19 protein-coding genes and 2 riboswitches are annotated in these 19,796 nt (G+C 47.6%); of the genes, 11 read left to right on the top strand and 8 right to left on the bottom strand.

Annotated elements, in window-relative coordinates:
• The first annotated feature begins 2 nt into the window (after positions 1-2).
• Positions 3-1,181, top strand: coding sequence for an acetyl-CoA C-acetyltransferase (locus C7R92_RS11985; RefSeq protein ID WP_106834411.1), 1,179 nt, complete (start codon positions 3-5; stop codon positions 1,179-1,181).
• A 25-nt stretch (positions 1,182-1,206) separates the two neighbouring features.
• A complete protein-coding gene (locus C7R92_RS11980) occupies positions 1,207-2,985 on the top strand; it encodes an acyl-CoA dehydrogenase family protein (protein WP_106834410.1) in 1,779 nt (592 codons plus the stop codon).
• 90 nt (positions 2,986-3,075) lie between these two features.
• On the opposite strand, the gene C7R92_RS32015 is transcribed toward C7R92_RS11980, so the two are convergent.
• Entirely contained in the window at positions 3,076-3,243 is a 168-nt protein-coding gene (locus C7R92_RS32015; RefSeq protein WP_158265746.1) for a hypothetical protein, read from the bottom strand.
• A gap of 189 nt (positions 3,244-3,432) precedes the next feature.
• Between C7R92_RS32015 and C7R92_RS11975 the strand changes: the two genes are divergently transcribed.
• Positions 3,433-4,074, top strand: coding sequence for a hypothetical protein (locus C7R92_RS11975; RefSeq protein WP_146147611.1), 642 nt, complete (start codon positions 3,433-3,435; stop codon positions 4,072-4,074).
• 24 nt (positions 4,075-4,098) lie between these two features.
• Entirely contained in the window at positions 4,099-4,701 is a 603-nt protein-coding gene (locus tag C7R92_RS11970) for a hypothetical protein (RefSeq protein WP_106834408.1), read from the top strand.
• Between the two features lie 176 nt (positions 4,702-4,877).
• Here the strand turns inward: C7R92_RS11970 and C7R92_RS11965 are convergent, their stop codons facing one another.
• The 3 genes from C7R92_RS11965 to C7R92_RS11955 are packed head-to-tail and all read right to left on the bottom strand — an operon-like array spanning position 4,878 to position 8,710.
• On the bottom strand, positions 4,878-6,029 hold the full coding sequence (locus C7R92_RS11965; protein ID WP_106834407.1) for a Ger(x)C family spore germination protein: 1,152 nt from the start codon (positions 6,027-6,029) through the stop codon (positions 4,878-4,880).
• A 1-nt stretch (position 6,030) separates the two neighbouring features.
• Positions 6,031-7,539, bottom strand: coding sequence for a spore germination protein (locus tag C7R92_RS11960; RefSeq protein ID WP_106834406.1), 1,509 nt, complete (start codon positions 7,537-7,539; stop codon positions 6,031-6,033).
• Positions 7,526-8,710: an endospore germination permease gene (locus tag C7R92_RS11955; RefSeq protein WP_106834405.1), complete on the bottom strand. Its 1,185-nt coding sequence runs from the start codon at positions 8,708-8,710 to the stop codon at positions 7,526-7,528. Before C7R92_RS11955 ends, C7R92_RS11960 begins: the two co-directional genes overlap by 14 nt.
• Positions 8,711-8,774: 64 nt before the next feature.
• On the opposite strand from C7R92_RS11955, the gene C7R92_RS11950 reads away from it, so the two are divergent.
• From C7R92_RS11950 to C7R92_RS11940, 3 genes are read left to right on the top strand one after another with little or no spacing between them, the layout of a single operon-like run.
• The gene (locus C7R92_RS11950) at positions 8,775-10,319 is read left to right on the top strand and encodes a spore germination protein (RefSeq protein ID WP_106834404.1); all 1,545 of its coding nucleotides are present in this window, start codon (positions 8,775-8,777) and stop codon (positions 10,317-10,319) included.
• Positions 10,319-11,419 carry a GerAB/ArcD/ProY family transporter gene (locus C7R92_RS11945; protein ID WP_106834403.1) on the top strand — a complete coding sequence of 367 codons (1,101 nt, stop codon included), beginning with the start codon at positions 10,319-10,321 and terminating at the stop codon, positions 11,417-11,419. The genes C7R92_RS11950 and C7R92_RS11945 overlap by 1 nt, the downstream gene beginning before the upstream one ends.
• Entirely contained in the window at positions 11,416-12,531 is a 1,116-nt protein-coding gene (locus C7R92_RS11940; protein WP_106834402.1) for a Ger(x)C family spore germination protein, read from the top strand. Before C7R92_RS11945 ends, C7R92_RS11940 begins: the two co-directional genes overlap by 4 nt.
• A gap of 52 nt (positions 12,532-12,583) precedes the next feature.
• Here the strand turns inward: C7R92_RS11940 and C7R92_RS11935 are convergent, their stop codons facing one another.
• From C7R92_RS11935 to C7R92_RS11920, 4 genes are read right to left on the bottom strand one after another with little or no spacing between them, the layout of a single operon-like run.
• Complete coding sequence (locus C7R92_RS11935; protein ID WP_017251464.1) at positions 12,584-13,096, bottom strand: 1,2-dihydroxy-3-keto-5-methylthiopentene dioxygenase; 513 nt, start codon at positions 13,094-13,096, stop codon at positions 12,584-12,586.
• Between the two features lie 13 nt (positions 13,097-13,109).
• A complete protein-coding gene (locus tag C7R92_RS11930; protein ID WP_069848847.1) occupies positions 13,110-13,766 on the bottom strand; it encodes a methylthioribulose 1-phosphate dehydratase in 657 nt (218 codons plus the stop codon).
• 3 nt (positions 13,767-13,769) lie between these two features.
• Positions 13,770-14,438, bottom strand: a complete 669-nt coding sequence (locus C7R92_RS11925) for a 2-hydroxy-3-keto-5-methylthiopentenyl-1-phosphate phosphatase (RefSeq protein ID WP_106834401.1) — start codon at positions 14,436-14,438, stop codon at positions 13,770-13,772.
• On the bottom strand, positions 14,435-15,649 hold the full coding sequence (locus tag C7R92_RS11920; RefSeq protein WP_106834400.1) for a 2,3-diketo-5-methylthiopentyl-1-phosphate enolase: 1,215 nt from the start codon (positions 15,647-15,649) through the stop codon (positions 14,435-14,437). The genes C7R92_RS11925 and C7R92_RS11920 overlap by 4 nt, the downstream gene beginning before the upstream one ends.
• An 86-nt stretch (positions 15,650-15,735) precedes the next feature.
• Positions 15,736-15,912, bottom strand: a riboswitch (SAM riboswitch).
• A gap of 285 nt (positions 15,913-16,197) precedes the next feature.
• Here C7R92_RS11920 and C7R92_RS11910 point away from each other — a divergent pair.
• The 4 genes from C7R92_RS11910 (at position 16,198) to C7R92_RS11895 (ending at position 19,682) form a co-directional block, all read left to right on the top strand.
• Positions 16,198-16,365, top strand: coding sequence for an anti sigma factor C-terminal domain-containing protein (locus C7R92_RS11910; RefSeq protein WP_244195728.1), 168 nt, complete (start codon positions 16,198-16,200; stop codon positions 16,363-16,365).
• A 96-nt stretch (positions 16,366-16,461) separates the two neighbouring features.
• Positions 16,462-16,607, top strand: a riboswitch (SAM riboswitch).
• 135 nt (positions 16,608-16,742) lie between these two features.
• The gene (mtnK, locus tag C7R92_RS11905) at positions 16,743-17,972 is read left to right on the top strand and encodes an S-methyl-5-thioribose kinase (RefSeq protein WP_069848840.1); all 1,230 of its coding nucleotides are present in this window, start codon (positions 16,743-16,745) and stop codon (positions 17,970-17,972) included.
• Positions 17,969-19,009 (top strand): S-methyl-5-thioribose-1-phosphate isomerase, encoded by a 1,041-nt coding sequence (gene mtnA / locus C7R92_RS11900; RefSeq protein ID WP_106834399.1) that lies wholly within the window; start codon positions 17,969-17,971, stop codon positions 19,007-19,009. Before mtnK ends, mtnA begins: the two co-directional genes overlap by 4 nt.
• Before the next feature lie 100 nt (positions 19,010-19,109).
• On the top strand, positions 19,110-19,682 hold the full coding sequence (locus C7R92_RS11895) for a GNAT family N-acetyltransferase (protein WP_069848838.1): 573 nt from the start codon (positions 19,110-19,112) through the stop codon (positions 19,680-19,682).
• Positions 19,683-19,796 lie beyond the last annotated feature (114 nt).

The raw sequence follows: 19,796 nt of genomic DNA, 5'->3' as shown, positions 1-19,796 counted from the left end.
CGATGAGAGAAGCAGTTATTGTCGCGGGCGCCCGCACCGCTATCGGTAAATCGAAAAAAGGAAGTCTCAAAGATTTTCACCCAGTCGATATGGGAGCCGCAGTTGTAAGCGACCTGTTGCGCCGCGTGCCACAGCTCGATCCGGCTGATATCGAGGATATCATCATAGGGACGGCTGTACCGGAAGCTGAGCAAGGCATGAATATGGCTCGCTTGATCGGACTGCGTGCCGGATTGCCGACAAATGTATCGGGAATCACGATCAATCGCTTTTGCTCCTCCGGTTTGCAGACGATTGCTTACGCTGCGCAGCAGATCATGGTCGGCAGCTCCGATGTGGTTGTCGCTGGCGGGGTGGAGAGCATGAGTCTGGTGCCGATGCTCGGTCACAAAATCGCACTTAATCCGACTCTGGTAGAAACGAAGCCGGAAGCGTACATGAGCATGGGCCATACGGCTGAAGAAGTAGCGAAGAGGTACAACATTTCTCGTGAGGATCAGGATGCTTTTGCTCTGCAAAGTCATCAGCGTGCGACAGCTGCGATAACTTCAGGAAAATTCCAGGATGAAATCGTACCATTGACAATCAAGCAGCATTTTGTAGATGAAGCTGGCAAGGTTCACGTCCAGGAACGTGTTTTTGACAAGGATGAAGGAGCGCGCTCGGACACGACGATGGAGGCACTCGCTAAGCTCAGGCCGGTCTTTCATGTGCAAGGCAGCGTAACGGCAGGAAATTCCTCGCAAACGAGCGACGGCGCAGCGGCAGTTCTCGTGATGTCTGCCGAAAAAGCAGCCGAGCTGGGTGTCGAGCCGATGGCAAAGTTCCGTTCTTTTACGGTTGGCGGCGTAGACCCTGATGTCATGGGGATTGGCCCGGTTGTCGCGATTCCAAAAGCATTGAAGCTAGCGGGAATCAGCTTGGAGGATGTCGATCTGTTTGAGTTAAACGAAGCGTTCGCTTCTCAATCGATTGCCGTCATTCGCGAGCTGGGACTCAATCCTGAAAAGGTCAATGTAAATGGTGGGGCAATCGCATTAGGGCATCCACTCGGTTGCAGTGGTGCCAAGCTGACCGTCCAGCTTTTGAACGAAATGAAGCGCAGAGGTGGCAAATACGGAGTCGTTACGATGTGTATCGGTGGTGGAATGGGAGCAGCTGGCGTTTTTGAGATGATCTAAATTTAAAATAAGGAGTGGGATAGTAATGGCAGAAACAAAAGATTTGATCCGCGGTGGAAGCTTTTTGATCGATGCAGGTTCAGCTGATGATGTATTCGTGCCAGAAGAATACACCGAAGAGCAAAAGATGATTGCCAAGACGACGGAGGATTTCGTCAATAATGAAGTTCGTCCTCATTTGGAAGAGCTTGAAAACCACCAATTTGATATTTCGGTTCGACTGTTGAAGGAAGCAGGGGAGCTCGGTCTATTGGCTGGAGACGTTCCAGAGAAATACGAGGGACTGGGGCTGGATAAAGTCAGCACTGCACTCGTCACAGAGAAGTTCTCGCTGGCTCGCGGCTTTGCGCTCAGCTACGGCGCCCACGTCGGTATCGGGTCACTGCCGATCGTGTACTTTGGAAACGAAGAGCAAAAACAGCGCTACCTGCCTGATCTGGCATCTGGAAAACGAATCGCTGCCTACTGCCTGACAGAGCCAGGCTCTGGCTCAGATGCGCTGGGTGCGAAAACGACAGCGACTCTCTCCGCAGATGGCACGCACTATATTCTCAATGGAGAGAAGCAATGGATCACAAACGCTGGCTTTGCTGATGTATTTATCGTATACGCGAAAATCGATGGCGAAAAATTTACTGCCTTTATCGTCGAGCGGACATTCCCAGGTGTTTCGTTTGGACCGGAAGAGAAGAAGATGGGGATCAAATGCTCCTCAACACGCACGGTCATTTTGCAAGATGTACCTGTGCCGATAGACAATCTGCTAGGTGAGCCTGGAAGAGGTCACGTGATCGCGTTCAACATCTTGAACGTTGGTCGTTACAAGCTCGCGGTGGGCGCAGTCGGCTCCGCGAAAAAAGCGGTGGAACTCGCGTCGAACTACGCAAAAGAACGCAAGCAGTTCAAAACGCCAATTGCCAACTTTACTTTAATCAAAAACAAGCTGGCGAATATGGCAGTGAAAACGTATGCAGCTGAAAGCTCCGTCTATCGGACAGTGGGTCTGTTCGATACAGCACTGACTCGATTGGGTGAAAAAGCGGATGATGGCGCAGAGGTTGCGAAGGCGATTGCGGATTATGCGATCGAATGCTCGATCAATAAAGTATTTGCCACTGAGGTTTTGGATTACTGCGTGGACGAAGGCGTGCAAATCCACGGTGGATACGGCTTTATGTCCGAGTATGAAATCGAGAATATGTACCGTGACTCGCGGATTAACCGCATTTTCGAAGGAACGAACGAAATCAACCGCATGCTCATTCCGGATACACTCGTGAAAAAGGCGATGAAAGGCGAACTGCCGCTCATGCAAGCAGCAAGCAGCCTGCAAGCAGATCTGATGAGCTATTATCCAGAAGAGATTGAAGATGCACCTTTAGCTATGGAGAAGCATCTGATCAACATCACACGCAAAATTATTTTGATGGTGGCTGGTTCTGCGTTGATGAAATACCAACAAGCGATGTCCAAAGAACAGGAACTATTGGCATTCGCGGCTGACATGCTGATCGAGCTATATGCAATGGACAGCATCGTGAAGCGTACAGAGAAAGCAATGGCGGCAAATGGCATCGAAGCCGAGCAGCAAAAGCTGGAAATGACCGCTGTCTATGTGCATGAGGCATTCGATCGTATCGAAGGCTGGGCGAAGGAAGCATTGGCGGCAATGGAAGAGGGCGACGAGCTTCGTCTGCGCCTCTCGATCCTGAAAAAGCTGACCCGCCGCACGCCGATCAATACGGTGGCACTCAAACGTTCGATTGCGGATCGTGTGATCGAAGCGGGAGCATATGTGGTGTAGTTCTAAATAGTAAAAGAGAAAAGGAGCAAAGCTCAAAGCTTTGCTCCTTCTTAATTATCTGGGGTGGAAAATATACAAGAATTTTGCAAATTAATATAACCATTTGATATAGATAACGGAACAAATATAAAACGTTAAATATCCAAAGACAAATCCCAAAATTATCTTTCTTACTTTATTTTCTCCTTTAGCAGAGGAAACTACCGCTGCGACAAGTACAGGAATCAGACCGAGTAACAATAGTGATAACAACAACATTTTGCTCCCTCCTAAACTTTCAAATTCCGTTTATTGTTATTGAAATAAATTCTCTCTCAGGATAGGGGGTGTTAAAGTCTCTTCGATACCTATCGTTTCCTGATTATATCATAAAATAAAATAAATGTATTTTATTGCCGTTATTTGTAAAATGTTAACAAAAGCATCACAAAATAAGCATGAAGTAATATGTTAAAATATGTATATAATTGGAAAAAATACAAAAGAGGTGTGATGATGTTGCGGAAAAAACTTGTTTTACCTATTTCAACTTTAGTTCTAGGTCTCGCTTTATTTCCCCAGCAAACATTTGCAGCAGATTGGAGTAAATCTAAAAGCTGGTCTGAATCAAATTATTCTGCTTTCCCATATGAGGGAAACACATCCTTGAAAGACACTGGTGACACTGTAGAGACCCATGTTAGGTTTACGTTTGATAAGAAAGCAATTAGAGAATTAAAATCATTGGGACAATATTCTCAAGATGACGGAGTTACTTATTACACGATGGATATTTCTGTTAATGATGATAATGATGAAACAGTTAGTGCATTAGATGGAGGTATTTATACCGATTTGCCTGATCCTTACATGGAAGTAGAAGATGATCCAATGGGTGGAAATGGCTATAATGATGAAGCTGAAGTGGTCTGTCAAGATCCAGATTCACTTGAGGCTGAAACCGATTATCGAGTTGAAGCAACCTGGGATGTACATGATCGAGGAGGGACAACATTCCAATTTCATTCTCAACTAAGCACTAAAGATTATTCCTTCGAGTACAATACAATTAGGTACGAGTTTCATGTTAAACAAAAATTCCCTTGGTAAAAAATGAGTAGGAGTTGATCATTAATGAGTAAAAAGAAAGCAATTTCCGTAACTCTGGGTGCAATGCTACTATCGGGTAGTTTGTTTAGCGGTCTTGTATATGCCAAACAACATAAACCCTTAGATCCAATCGACAGAATATCCCAACTAAAAAGTAGTGAAGATATACTAAATTACAAAAAAGAGATCGAACAAATAAACAAAGAACTTGCCGAACAAGTTTCTCTTAGATCAAATAGTGGGGATGACGTGAAAATAACATTAACTTTTTCACAATTCATCACTGAGTCCAAACTTAAAGAAATCGTTGAAAAATACGATATAAAACCAAAAATGGTAGCTGCAAGGTTTAATCAAGAGGATGGAAAAAAAGGAACGTATTTTGTTGCTTTTGAAAAAGCAGGAGAGAAAGAGATTAATCGAGTAGCAAAAAAAAATGAAGCTACATTTGAAGGTTATATTGAACTTGTCGGAGATATTCCGCGGGAACAAATTGATATGCTGTCTAGTGAAGAGGAGGTTTTCTTAGTAGACCCAACAGCTGATAAGACCCTATCTGAAAATCCAAAGGAAAAGTATGCTCCAGGTTTATTTTGGAAAATTGAAAAGCATGAATTGGTGAAGTAATATAATTGGCTCGTCCTAAGCAATGCTTTTATTGTGGGACGAGCCTTTATGATTGACTATCGTGGAATGTAGTTGATGAAATCAACAGGCCAGAAAAGATGGCTTTTATTGACAAGATGGTGGAGGGTGGCACAGAAAAAGAAAGGAGCAAAGCTCACGCTTTGCTCCTTTCCCATTCAACGCTCTTGCTTCACCTTCGAAATCCCGCCATCGAAAATCGTTACTTTGACGTTCACCGCCTCCAGAGAGGACGGGTTAAGCGGTAGCGTTTCATTTTGCTGCATTCGTTTCCATTCTTTCGGATATTTGCGATAAAGGGTGTGCCCCAGTTGAAGCGTGTCCATCTGTTGCTTCCGTCCTTTTTCGTATAGCCCCCGAATCTCCTCTTCGATTTTTTTCGCGGCTTCTTTCTCAATTTCCCGAACGGGGCTTATGTGATGGTATAGCGGTATGAAGCCCAGCAGCTCCACATCGATCTGAAACGTGACTTGATTGTCTCGCAGCAGCGGCTGTATCTTTACTTTTGGTTTTTGCAGGACGAGATTTGCCAGAGGTTGTTTGCCCTTTTTTACGGTCAGTAACGATCGATTGGTATGCTCGTCTAGCCAGCGCAATCCGAGCAGCTCAGAGCGCGGCCAGCAACCCTTGACCTCCTTGTTTTGCAGCATGCAGGCACCGGTTGTTTTAAGCTGGGGCAAAGGTTTGTTGTCCTCCGACCAGGTCTTTCTGTTAATGGAGAGCATTGGCAAATAGACGACCTTGTTGGGTTCATCTCTTTTCCTGACAAATTGAAACAGCTTCATCGGATAAATCGCCGAGTTTTGCTTGTGAAGATACTGTGGATTGGACAATTGCGAGTAAATGGCAGGCTGGTTGAATACTTGCTTGGGCGTAAGAATATCCATCAGTGGTTCTTTGGACACATACGTCCAGATGGTGTAACGAAATTCGTAAAACCGGTCGAGCTCATCGATGACTTGATCGAGAAGCGGGCGTTTCAATACCTGTTCACTGAGAACCAAGGAACGAATATGACTCCAAGTCATTTGCGCCTGATTCGTGGGATACAGACTAAAAAGGGCGCTCACAAAAGAATCGCCGCTTCCTTTTGCAATGGCCACCCCGCTTGCAGATCGTTCTCCTCCCGCTTCTTGTTTGGCGATGGTAGAGAAGTTCAGCAATTGGGCGTACACCTCGAATTTATTGTCAACATAATCGACCCCAAGTGCATTGACATAAAGTAGATTTTCAATTTCACGTGCGTTCCAGCAGCCACTTAGCAGGAGCGGGAGGAGGAGGATGACGGCCATTACACGGATGCGAGCCATATCAGGAGCCCTTCCTTTTTGAGGGAACGTGCAGGAATTCAGGGCTTTTCTCTACTTTTCGCCAAGGTGTGCGGAACAGTGTTTTATACAAGTCAGGCCAAGAGGTCGGCGCAAGCGGAGACAAATAGTAAAGGCCAAAGGAGCGCATGTTGGAAAAGAACAGAACCATTGCCAGAAGCGACATCATGAAGCCAAACATCCCGAGAAGGGAGCATAAGAGCAATATCCCGAACCGAAACAGGGTAACAGACGAGACGATATGCTGATTGGATAACGTAAAGGTTGCCATTACGGAAAGCGCGACAATGACCAGACTGCCTGTAGAGGTCAAACCGGCCGATATCGCTGCTTGTCCGACGATCAGGCCTCCAACAACGGACAGTGTTTGACCAATCGATAGAGGAAGGCGCAAACCAGCCTCTTTAAACAAATCAAACAAGAGCACCATGAGCAAAACTTCCAATGCAGCTGGCAACGGAACGCCTTGTCGCGACTTCACAATGGTGGCAATCAAGGTGTAGGGAAGCTGTTCCTGATGATAGGTAATAAGCGCGACCCAAAGGCCGGGTAAAAAGAGCGCAATGATCACACAGGCCATCCGCAGAATACGGACAAACACTACGGAAAAAACAGATGAGCTCGAATCCTCGGCAGCGTTTAGCAGCATGAAAAAGTTAACCGGGCCAATTAATGAAATAGGTGAGCCATCGATCAATATGGCAAATCGACCTTTTAAAAGAGCGTTCACTACATAATCGGGCCTTCCGGTGTACTGAAATTCTGGCAAAAGAGTAAAGGGGGATCGAGATAACCGTTCTTCTACTTGCATACCGCTTACAATGCCCTTGCTATCAAGCGAATCCATTCTGTCGTGAATTTCCTTCAACAAAATCGGATCGATTTGGTCTTGCAAATACAATAAACCAATGCGCGTATGAGTGTGGCTCCCGACGATATATGGAACGAATTTTAGCTGATACGTCCGAAGCCTTTTGCGGATCAGACCCAGATTCGTATTGATTTCTTCCGTAAATCCATCGCGCGGGCCGCTAATCGATGCGTCGGTATTGGTTTCCTCAGGTTCGCGTCGGGGGGGATTTCCCGTCTCTACATAATAGACAGTATGAAAGTCTTCAAACACCATCAGCAAATTTCCGGAGAAAACGCGTCTGCAAATCCAATCAACATTCGTCGTCTGTGTCAGCTCATTCATGAAAAAGAGCCGTTTTTCAAATAAATCCTCAGCATCTAGGATGTTTTCATTCACAAAAAGCTGCACGAGCTGCGGCATCAAATACTCGCTGATCTGGTTCAAATCGCACAAGCAGTCGGAGTAGATAAAATGCACGCGAGTGGGAGAGTGTCCTGGGACGAGGGAGTGCGTATCTATGCATATGTCATTGCAGTCTTCAAACAAATCTTGAAATGCCTGTAGCGAAATCGAAGGCAATTCTTTAACGGTTGTTGCTGGCGTGTACCCTTTGACCTTGGCAAACCTACGATTCGTCATGTTGTTTCCTCCTAGAGGCGAAGGTTGTCAAGAGAGCAAAAACGATGGAAAGAGACAGGGCCAATACGAAAAGACTGGGCAAAAGCTGTTTCGATAACAGGCTGTAAAATTGGATCGCACTTATGGGATAGCGGGAGAGGGCAGATGAGAAGAAAAAGAGCCCGATTAACCACCAAATCCGTTTCTGTCCATACGGAATCATCAGTATTTCGACAATCAGCAAAAGCGAGAGAGAAATGCGCGTAAAGGCACCGCTAAACCATTGGTATAGGCTCAGGGTATCGAGATGCTCGATATATAGGCCAATATTGGCGAGTCGCCATTCCTCATAGGCAGGATAGCGCAATTTTCCGGCTTTATCCGGACCGAATTCTACAATAGCACCTAAGGTTGGCCCGAATGTGAGGCCAATCATGACAAACGCCAAAATGAAAAGTTGATAGTACGGCACTCTCGATTGAAGGTGATGCTGCATACATAACAGGAGGATCAGTTCGACAAAGCCTGTGCCTGCATACATCATTCCTCGTAAAACAGGGGCAATCCCGTTTTCCATCATAGGGAGGAGCAGACTGTAATCTTTGTTTGGAAAGTTAGTAGACATCACGAAAAATCCCAAAAGGACGACGAATGGCAAAAGTACAGAAGAGGTCATTGCGATGGAGCGGATTCCAAACATCGCGTTGACGAGACAAAGGACTGCAAACAAGATCGTATGTACCTCTAGCGGTGTCTCTGGAGCAAACGATAAATTAACCCACGTAATCGTATCGGTCATCGTCATGGTGGCGATTGTAAAGCAGTAGACACATGTCAGCAGCGCCAATACGAAATAAAGCGGGAAGCCGTAAGTCTTTTTGATCCACTGGAATAGATGCCCATTCTCTGTTTTTTTATAAACCGAATAGAGTAAACCAGTCCACAACAAGTAAAGCACCCCAGCTAACAAAACCGAGATCCAGGAGTCTCTTTTGGCCGAATCTAGCATCATCGGAATGACGATGACATGGTTCATCAATCCGTTGGTTAAAAGCAGCATGACGACGATTTGTGTAAAAGATAATCCGTTTTTCATGATTTCCCCGCCAAAGTAATCTCGTACTCCCAACAGTATTTGCAGGGCGTTGGGATTTATTCGATCGAGCGGCAGAATGTGCCAAGTCTCATGCATATTTTGGGAAGCTCTCACGAACGCTAATGGAACATACTTCGTAAAAGGGCGGGAGCTGTAGGAGATGGCGATGAGAGGGTGGCTGAGAAGAAAAAAGACATCTGTCAAAGACAGGATGAGCCACTCGAGTGAGCCTATCCGTGTTCGGGAGATCAGTGAGCGATTGAGTGATAACCTTGCGGAGCTGAATGCGATTTTCACGCTGACACCCGATTTGGTCATTCGGACGTTTGCTTGTCAGCATATAGAGGGCATGGTTACACTCGTCTACTTGAATGGCTTGGTTGACAAAAATTCGATTAACAACAATGTCCTTCGGCCGCTTTTGTCACACCCAGAGGGTGAGAAATCGAGTGTTTTTGACCTGTTATCTGTCGGAAAGGTATCAGTTGCCTACGACTTTCGGAAAGTAGAAACTGAGATTTTGCTTGGGAGCAGTCTTTTATTTATCGAGGGTCGAAAAGAAGTGCTTGTGATTGAAGCGAATGGATGGCCGCAGCGGGCGATAGAAGACCCGCAGTTGGAGGCTGCGCTGAAGGGCGGACACCAAGGGTTTGTCGAAACGGACACGCAGAATATTGCCCTCATTCGCCGCTATATTCCTAACCGTGAATTGAAAATAAAAGAAATGTGGTTAGGAGAACGAGGCCTTACCAAGCTCTCGATCATCTTTTTGGCTGATGTGACGAATCCGGAAATATTACAGGAGCTGGAAGATCGACTCAAGAGCATCAAGGTTGACTCGATTCTCAATGCGTCTGAACTGGAAGAGTATATCGAGGATAATCCTTACTCGCTGTTTCCGCAGTTTTTGACTTCAGAACGGCCAGATTCAGTGGCCTCTCATATCTTGCAAGGGAAGATTGCTGTCGTTGTGGATCGTTCACCAAGTGTATTAATTGGTCCAGCTACTTTCGTTTCCTTTTTTCAAAACGTTGACGATTACGGTACGCGCTGGCCAGTCGCTACGTTCATCCGCATGCTTCGGTACTTGGCTTTCTTGATTGCTACTTTTTTGCCCGCGATTTATATTGCGTTGATTTCTTTCAATTATGAGGTGATCCCACTCGATTTGATTTTGTCAGTCGGAGAATCCCGCGAAAAGGTTCCATTCCCTCCCTTGTTAGAGGCATTCATTATGGAGCTCACACTGGAAATGCTCCGGGAATCGGGAATTCGCTTGCCGGCGCCTATCGGACAAACAGTAGGTATCGTAGGAGGTATCGTGATCGGGCAAGCGGTCGTACAAGCGGGGATTGTCAGCAACATTATGGTGATTGTCGTTGCATTTACAGCGATCTCATCTTTTATTATCCCGAACTACGATATGGCTTCGGCAGTCAGGCTGATTCGTTTTTTGATGATGATACTTGCTGCGATGTTTGGGTTCGTTGGAATTATTGTGGGATTAATGGCGCTGATTGGCCATTTGATTACGCTAGAATCATTAGGCGTCCCTTATGGAAGCCCACTTGCCCCTGCGCGTTTCGGAGATTGGAAGGACTTGTTTATCCGCCTACCACTATGGAAAATGAAAGATCGTCCCCTGTCAGCCCACACGATTGAGGAGCAAAGGCAGGGGGATAATCGGCCAAGGGAGGACGGGTGATGAAAAAGTATACATACAACCAATTGAGCGTTCTCCAGTACATTCTCCTCATTCATGGGGCACAAGTAGGGATCGGAGTATTGACGATTCCCAGAGAATTGGCGGAGAAGGCGAGCACCGATGGATGGATATCGCTTTTGATCGGATGGCTTGCGGCAACGTTAGTCAGTCTCATCATCACGAACATGATGAAGCAGTACCCGGAGAAGACGATTATCGATATATTTCCATTGATCTTGGGCAAGTGGCTCGGTCGTGTCGCTATTGCTTTGATGTCCATTTATTGTGGGATAGCGGCGTTCGTTTTGCTGATAAATGCCACGGGAATCATTAATGTGTGGCTCCTGTCTCAGACACCGGCCTATGTCGTCGTATTCCTTTTTGCTCTGCCGACCTATCTGGTTATCCAGGGTGGGGTTCGCGCGATTGGAAGGTACGCCGAGCTCGTGTTCTATCTTACACTTTGGATACCTTTTGTTCTCACGACAGCTTACCGAGAGGTTCATTGGTTAAACCTGCTGCCAGTAATTAAGGAGGGCTGGCACCCAATATGGGAAGCGAGCAAATCCACGGTGCTCTCGTTTCTTGGATTTGAATTTGGTTATTTCGCCTACCCTTTTTTGCAAAAAAAGCAATATGCGTCTCTCGGCATTGTCATTGCGAATACATTGACGATGCTTGTGTATATATCTGTCATCATCGTTTGCTTTGCTTATTTTAGCCCCGATGAAATCAAGGAGTATACATGGCCTACGCTCAATCTATGGAAAGCCATCGAGTTCCGTTTTTTGGAACGTGTCGATATTCTATTTCTCTCTAGTTATTTGTTTATATTGTCAACAACTGCATCTCCGTACATCTATTTTTGTGTCTTTTCATCCAGTCAGTTATTCGGCATGAAGGATCACCGCAAGCATTTGCGTCTGTTCCTTCTTTTGGTTCCAGTGGCGCTATGGTTATATACGCCATCCTTTATCGATCTGAAGAAAGCGTCACAAATTTGGAGCTATACAGGATTGTTCTTTGCTTATGCGCTTCCGTTACTGGCTTGGGGACCGATCAAGCTATCGAAACGAGCAGAAGGTGGGAAAAAAGCATGAGGGCATTTCAGATTCTGTTATGTAGCTTCCTGGTAATCATGTTGGCAGGATGCAAGGACCAGATCAATTTGGAGGATACTACTTTAACGCTGATGCTCGGAATCGATTTGAACGAAAAAAACGAGCTTCTCTATTTTATCTCAAGCCCCGTGTTCAATCGGGAGGCAAAGGAAAAATCTGAGCAATACGGTATCCGGTCATCTACAATTAGAGAGGCGAGAATGGGCTTTGATGAGCGAGTGACAGGCTTGACCCAGCCAGGCAAGATTCAGGTGCTTGTAATGGGGAAAAAGCTGCTGGCTCACCCGGACTGGTTTCGGTTGCTGGATGTCGTTTTTCGGGATGCAAAGTTCAGTGTCAACGCCCGCATGGCTGTGCTTGATGGTCCGTTGCATGAGTTGTTTGATTTTAAACCAAAGGACAAGCCTCGTCTGTCCATTCATGTAACAACGCTGATTGACACAGCCAATAACAGAAATCTGACGGTAAAGACGAGGGCGCAGGAGCTCCATCGGCAAATGTATGAAAAAGGGATGACGCCTACCCTGACTGAGTTGAAGAAAGAAAAGAAGGCGGTCAAGGTAATGGGGACGGCTTTGTTAAAAGAAAATGGAACGTACGCAGGCTCGATAGAACCGCGGGATACGATTCTTTTGCAAATGTTGCTCCATGAAAAACAAGGGGAACTGTCCGTCACCATCCCGATTAAAGAGCCGAACGAACACAATCAAATTGTGAAAGACAGGATCAGTTTTTTTATCAAGGGCGTCCAAAAAAAAGTGAAAACAACCTATCAGAACGGTCGATTTCATTTTGACGTTCATTTCAAGTTGCGAGTGTCCGTATCGGAGCGAATGTTTCCGTTCGACATGAAAAAGGACTACAAAAAGATGGAGCGAATGATCAGTGACGAGTTACAGAAGGATTACATGAAGTTAATCAAGAAATGCCAGGAAATCGGTGCAGACCCATTTGGGTTTGGTCTCTATGCGCGTGCCTATGAATATAAGGAATACAAAAAGGTAGAGGATGATTGGACGAAAGCCTTTTCCAATGCCACAGTTGAAATCAAGCCTGACGTATCGATTAAGGGAAATGGCGTCATAAAGTGAAGGGTGAAAGACAAAACCCCCTGGCAATCAGTAAATGCCAAGGGGTTCGTTATTAATAGATCGCTTCCCAGCCTGCAGGAGTGACGAACAGGCGAATCGCCTTGATTTTGCGGTCGTCCATCAGGGTGAAGTAGTGGCGGTAGTTCGGTGGTACGGAGATCAGATCGCCTGGCTCCAGCTCGACGTCGAAGTAGCGATCATCTTTGCCTTTGATGGCGAAAATACCGTGACCATCGACGCAAAAGCGGCACTCATCGTCTGTGTGGTGATGCTCGCCCTTGAATTTCACCAACAGCTCGTCGAGGTTAGGCGTTTTGTCAGAGAGGACGATAATGTCCGCTGTCAAGTAACCGCGACGTTGGCTGATCGCATCAATTTCCGGCTTGAAGGTGTCGAGAATCTCTTGTTTTTCCTCGTCTGTCGGGCTGTAGTTATCACGGTGCTTCGGATCAAGACGATCCACGCCCCATTTTTCGTAAATGATCTCTTGGGTGTCCAGGAAGGAGACAACTTCCTCGGGTGCTGAGATGTACTCATTGTTGTCGTGAAAACGAATTTGTGCCATCGTTTATTCCTCCTTAATTGGTGGTTGTAGTGGACACGACTGCTTGGCGCAATTGCAGCCAGCGGGCGTGATACTCGAATAGGAATTCAAAAGCTTCCAGGTGGCGCTTGGCCTCGAAGTCATTGCCGCCCCACGTGTAGATACCGTGGTTACGGATGAGTACACCGGGAACTTCTGGTGTGATCACTTTTTCAATTTCGGTAGCCAAGGTCGGAATATCGGCAAAGTTCTCAACAATCGGAACAGTAATGCGCGCGTTTTCTTCCCAGATTCCGAGTCCCTTGATCAGCTCTTGTCCTTGAATGGAGAAGGCTCGTTGTCCAAAGTACAGCTCGGAAATGAGGTTGTTCCACACGGTATGGACGTGGAAGCAAGCACCCGCCTTCGGGAACGATTTGTAGACGACGGCGTGGATGAGCGTTTCCGCGGAAGGCTTGAGCGTAGTTTCATCCACCGGACGCGAGTCTTGATCTACGACCAGATAATCTTCGGGGGACAGCTTGGTTTTGTCTTTGCCGCTTGCCGTTACGGCAAATTGCAAGGGATCGTTTTGTATTTTAATAGAGAGATTGCCGCTGGTGCCGGGAAACCAGTCCCGGCGGGCAAATGTCAGCTTGGCGTCATCCAGACGGCGAAAGGCATCTAGACGTTGTTCGAGTGTTGCAGTCATGAGTTAGACGACCTCCTGTTGGACTTGCTGTAAAATGCGAATCACATCGTGGAACGTAGCGAACTTGCTATGCGACAATTGCAGCTCTTCCGCCTTGTCAGCGAGGAAGTGACGGGCAATCACATAGTCAGCGATTTTGGCTCCAGCCAAATCAGTGATAGAGTCGCCGATGACGATGCGGAAATGGGTTGCTGGATCGTAACGGCGGATGATTGTCGTCTTGCACATGCCGCAGCCGTTCGTGCAATGCTCATCGCACGCGTTGGGCCATGTAATGGTGATGCGCTCTCCGCTGAAATCACTGCCATTGCAGTAGATCGGTACATCGGTAAGATCAAAAGGTGCCAGGATAGGCTCCAGGAAAAAGTCGATGCCACCACTCGTGATCAACAGCTCAATGCCTTCTTCGCGGCAATAGCTCACGAATTCAGCAAATCCCGGGCGAATCGTCGCTTCTTGGACAATGAAATCAATAATGTCCTGGCGCAAGGAGGAGGGCAAGAGTTGAAACAGCTTGCCTACCCCTTCTTGAACGCTTATTTTTTGCGAAAGGATTTGCTCCGTCAAGGCTTCCCACTCAGGGGGAGCAAACTTGCGGACAATCGCTACAATGTTGTCTTTTTCGGTAATCGTTCCGTCGAAATCGCAGAACAGGACGAGCTTCTTGCTCATCGTGCACTACCCCACTTTTCCAGGGCGATCGCCAGTTCTTGTGATTCCGCGGCAGCCTCTTTCAGTGTTCGGCCTGCGGTGACAGCCTCAATCGCGGCGACGAATGCTTTCGCTCCTGCGGTTGCTCCACCGGGATGACCGTGGATTCCGCCACCTGCATTGACAATTTGATCTAGACCGAAGTCTTGATAAAGCTGTGGAACCAGCCCAGGATGAATGCCGGCAGATGGAACCGGGAAGGAACGGCGTACACCATTCAGTGGGTCGGTCAAATGCTTGGCGAGCTGTAACGCTTCTGTCTTGTCCAAGGCGACGTTGCCATATGGAGATGGGAAGAGTACCAAATCTGCACCAGCTACGCGCATCAACGTTCCGAGCAGAAGCGGGGTGGCGATACCGTAGTCAGGTGATGGATAGTAAGCGCCTGCCAATGCTGGATGCGCCATGATCGGTACGTGTACATCTGGATCGGCTGCCAAACGGTGCAGGGCATCGAATCCAAAGGCCAGCACATTGAACAAGAGGCAGTCAGCACCTGCATCTACCGCACGTTTCGCTTTTTCGTTCAGCTCATGCACTGGTCCAGTCAGGTTGGCTGCATAAAGGACGGGCTTGCCTGTTTCGGCTTCTGTCTCCTGGGCGATTTGCTTGAACGCTTTGATCCGTTCGATAAAAGGAGCGCGATCATCTGCAAAGAAGATTTCGTCATCTTTCACCAGATCGACTCCGCCTAAGGCTTGTGCCCGAAATTGCGTCTTCAGGTCATCGAAAGGAAGACCCAGGCACGATTTGAAAATGCTCATCAAGAGTGGACGGTTATGTGCTCCTAAACGTTCGCGCAGACCATCAATGCCGAACTTCGGTCCAGGAAAAGCCTGAAGGAATGAGTCAGGGAAAACGATGTCGACGAGCTTAATTTTGCCATCCATCGACAGTTTGCCGAATATTCCGGTCAACAAGGATGGAATGTCTGCTGTAAAATTGCGGGTCGGATAGCTGACGGTAATCAAACCGCGTGTTTCTCCGTTTTCCAGTGTCGCAAGCGGTGTCGCACTCACGGCTTCACCAAGATACGGCGCTAGCTCAGCTTGCTTGGCAAGCGGCAGGTCCGTCCAGGAACCGACTGTCATGCCGACAGCAATGGCTTGCGCTTTCTTGTTCAAGTCTTTTGCTTGTGTGAGATAGGTGACGAGGATACGTTGTTCACTCATGGTACGTCTCATCCTCCTTGAATGATTAAAAAAAGCCTCCCCATTGAGCGGGGAGGCGGTTGTCGACTATGAAAGCGTCTCGTCTCCTCTCATCTCTCGGGTCAGTAGCCGAAACGAGCCCAAAAGGCTCCATCTCGACTCTTATCCGTTGGAATTAGCACCGTTTCGCTATCCAAGGTACGCATCATCCGCGTACGATTCATGGTATAGCGCCGGTTGCCGGGCATCATAGGGCCAGTCCCTCAGCCAGCTCGCGATAAGAGTTATTCGTTTCCCCCATGATATGACGTTCATTGTCAGGAGTCAATCCTTGTTTTTGCAGTGAATGTGCAGCAGGTTATCAGAAAAATAAGACGAAGGTGAAACTATTTGGCACTTCCTTCGTGGTAAGGGATGAAGGGGTGTGAACGGCTTGGGAAAGTAGGTCTGGAGGATGTGTACCGGCTGCATGTAAACGATATTTACCGCTATCTTTTCCGGCTGACACAGGAAACCTTTTGTCGCGCCTACTCTTCCTTGGACGACTACCGTGGGGAAAAAGTACGGCCTTGGCTGTTCAAAACGGAGTGCGAATCTACAGAGCCGTCCTCACCGGACCTACCAAAGAACTGCTGAAGCTCAAGGCCGAAAAGTCGATAACAGCAGCGTTTCTAGGCAAGATAGACTGGTGGAATTGGGAGCGACCTGCGGCATCGGGAACACAATACAGCTACTGATAGCAAGGTGCGAATTTTTGCACAAAAGGGTGTTGACATCGCGGAAGCGTTGGTTGTATGATTCAAACTAAATCAAAAACCGAATACGTTTTGGATACCTTATCCAGAGAAGGTGGAGGGACTGGCCCGATGATACCCGGCAACCGACATGACGCCATTCAGACGCGAGGAAGCGACTGATTGACAGGCGACATGCACGGTGCTAATTCCTGCAGAAACAAAAGTAGTCTGGAAGATAAGGGGGACATCAACACGGTTCTTACACGTGACGACAGCGACCTCTTTTCTTCGGGAAAAGAGGTCTTTTTATTGCTTCAGGTACTCAAACAAAACAAGTAGAGATAGAGGAAAAATACGTAGAGGGGAGTTTTGGAATCATGGCATATCGCGCATTGACTGAACAGGAAGCAGTGGAGTACGTAAAAGGAATACCAGGTCTTTTTAGCGAAGGAGCAGAGCTGACCAGCCGTGAAATCGGGGATGGCAATCTCAATCTGGTTTTTGACATTCAGGAGTTGGCAACCGGTAAGAGCGTTATTGTCAAACAAGCACTGCCTTTTGCCCGCGTCGTGGGAGAATCTTGGCCACTTACGATTGATCGGGCTCGTATCGAGAGCGAGGCACTCCGCATTCAGCACAAATACGTTCCAGACTTGGTGCCGCAGGTGTATCATTTCGATGGGGAACTTGCGTTGACTGTCATGGAAAACGTCGGGGACCACATCATCATGCGCAAAGGTCTGATCGAAGGAAAGCGGTACCCACTATTCGCGAAGCAAATTGGTCGTTTTCTCGCGCAAACCTTGTTCTTCACCTCCGATCTGGGCGCGCATCCGTACGATAAAAAAGCGCTAGTCGGAACATTCATAAATCCAGAATTATGCAAAATCACGGAAGATCTCGTCTTTACCGATCCGTATGAAAATGCGCCTACCAACGACTTCAACCCGTTGATTCGCCGGGAAGTCGAGGCGATCTGGAACAACAGGCCGCTGAAGCTGGAAATCGCCAAGCTGAAATACGATTTCCTTACGCGCTCGGAAGCGCTGCTGCATGGTGACTTGCATACGGGAAGTATTTTCATCACGGAAAACAGCTTGAAAGCAATCGATCCAGAGTTCGCTTACTACGGTCCAATCGGTTTTGACATCGGGGCGGTCATTGCCAATCTATTGCTCAACTACGCAGGACAGCACGGTTTGCAAAAAGATCAAGGAGAACGGGAAGCGTACCGCGAATACTTACTTGAAACGGTCGAGGATGTCTGGAATGAATTCGTTTCGCAATTCGTTCAGCTCTGGCACAAGCAAGCCAAAGAGCGCAGCGCCCATGTCGAGGGACTGTGGCAAAGCTACGTGAAGCGCTTGATTCAGGATACAGCAGGCTATGCCGGATGCAAAATCTTGCGCCGTGTCATCGGCTTGGCAGGCGTAGCGGACCTGAATGCCATTGAAGACGACCAGACTCGCGCAGAAGCAGAGCGTCTGGCTCTCTCGATTGGAGAAGCGCTGATTCTCGGTCGCGGCGGCATCGACGAATCGACAGATATCACGGACATCGTACGCACTGTGACCGAACGTTACTATCAGGAGGCTACAACAGTATGACAACCAGCACCCAATTGGCACCTGTTAAGTGGGAGAATGACGCATTGGTCTTGCTAGACCAGACGCGTCTGCCAGTAGAAACGATCTATTTGAACTTGACTACCTCCGAGCAAGTATGGGGTTCCATTCGTCGCTTGGAAGTACGAGGCGCACCGGCGATTGGCATGGCGGCGGCTTACGGGCTCTACCTTGGTATTCGTGGCAGTGAAGCGAGTAACTACGACGAGTTTTGGCAGGAACTGAACCAGCAGGCAGACTACCTGGGCTCTTCCCGTCCGACAGCCGTGAATCTGTTCTGGGCGTTGGATCGCATCAAAGCTCGTGTTGAAAAAGAAAGCGGAGCGTCGATTGCCGAGTTGAAGGCGGCTGTGCTCGATGAAGCACTGACGATTCAAAAGGAAGACGCTGAAGTATGCCGGACCATTGGAGAGCATCTGCTCACTCTGTTGCATGACGGTATGGGAATTCTCACGCACTGTAATCCAGGCGCATTGGCTACAGCAGCGTACGGTACGGCTACCGCTCCATTTTATTTGGCAAAGGAACGCGGCTGGAACCTGAAGGTGTACGCGGACGAAACCCGTCCTGTCCTGCAAGGCGCTCGTCTTACTGCATTTGAATTGCAGCAAGCAGGGATTGATGTGACGCTGATCTGCGACAACATGGCGGCGATGGTTATGTCCCAAGGGAAAGTAGAGGCTGTCATCGTGGGTACAGACCGCGTAGCAGCGAATGGCGATGTCGCCAACAAAATTGGTACGTATGGGGTAGCGGTATTGGCAAAAGCTCACGGCATTCCTTTTTACGTGGCAGCTCCTTTGTCCTCCGTCGATCTGGACACTCCGACAGGCGCAGATATTCCGATTGAAGAGCGTCCAGCCGAGGAAATTACCCATGGCTTGGGCAAACAGGTAGCTCCAGACGATATCAAGGTGTACAATCCTGCGTTCGATGTAACGCCTGCGAAGTACATTACAGCGATCGTCACGGAGACAGGCATTTTCAAGCCGGACGAGATCGGCAATAGCAAACCATAAAAGAATGATTGATAAGCGTTCGCCCTGTTGTTACTGGCGGGCGCTTTTTTGCTCATTTTGGCGTTTTCCAGTAAAATATCCAAGAAAAGGGGAGATTCGTATGCAAACGATTCAACGGATAGCAATCAATGAAGATACATACTTGAAACAATTAGAATTAGCAGATGCTGAGGAGTTATTTTTGCTTACGGATTCGAACCGGGAGAATCTTATGGAATGGCTGCCGTGGCTGAATTATACGAAGAAGGTAGAGGATTCTCGCCAATTCATCCAAGCGACGATCCATCAGTACAACGATAATCGCGGCATCAACTACGGCATTTGGTACCAAGGACGTCTGGCTGGTACAGTCGGCGTACATACGGTGGATTGGATCAACAAAAAGACGTCTATTGGCTACTGGCTGGGATCACAATTTCAAGGCAAAGGCCTGATGACAGAAGCAGTGGCGACCTACTTGGATGTATTGATCTTCGGGTCATGGGATTTGGAAAAAGTAACGATTCAGGCTGCTACGGAAAACGATAAGAGCAGATCGATTCCAGAACGATTAGGGTTTCAACTGGAAGGGATACTCCGCCGGAATGAATTCCTTTACGATCATTACGTGGATCATGCCACTTACAGCCTGCTAAAAGAGGAATGGCTTGACTGGAAAACCGATAAAAAATAGTAGATTGAACTGTATGCTTCGATTGACAATGAAAATTCTGTCAATTACGATGGTGAAGACAGATCAAGAGGGCTGCGTGTGATTCGCAAGCCCTTTTTTAGTCGTGCTGTTAGG

The organism is Brevibacillus porteri (assembly GCF_003013475.1).
GTDB classification, from domain to species: Bacteria; Bacillota; Bacilli; order Brevibacillales; family Brevibacillaceae; genus Brevibacillus; species Brevibacillus porteri.
This window is presented reverse-complemented; position numbering and strand designations above follow the sequence as displayed.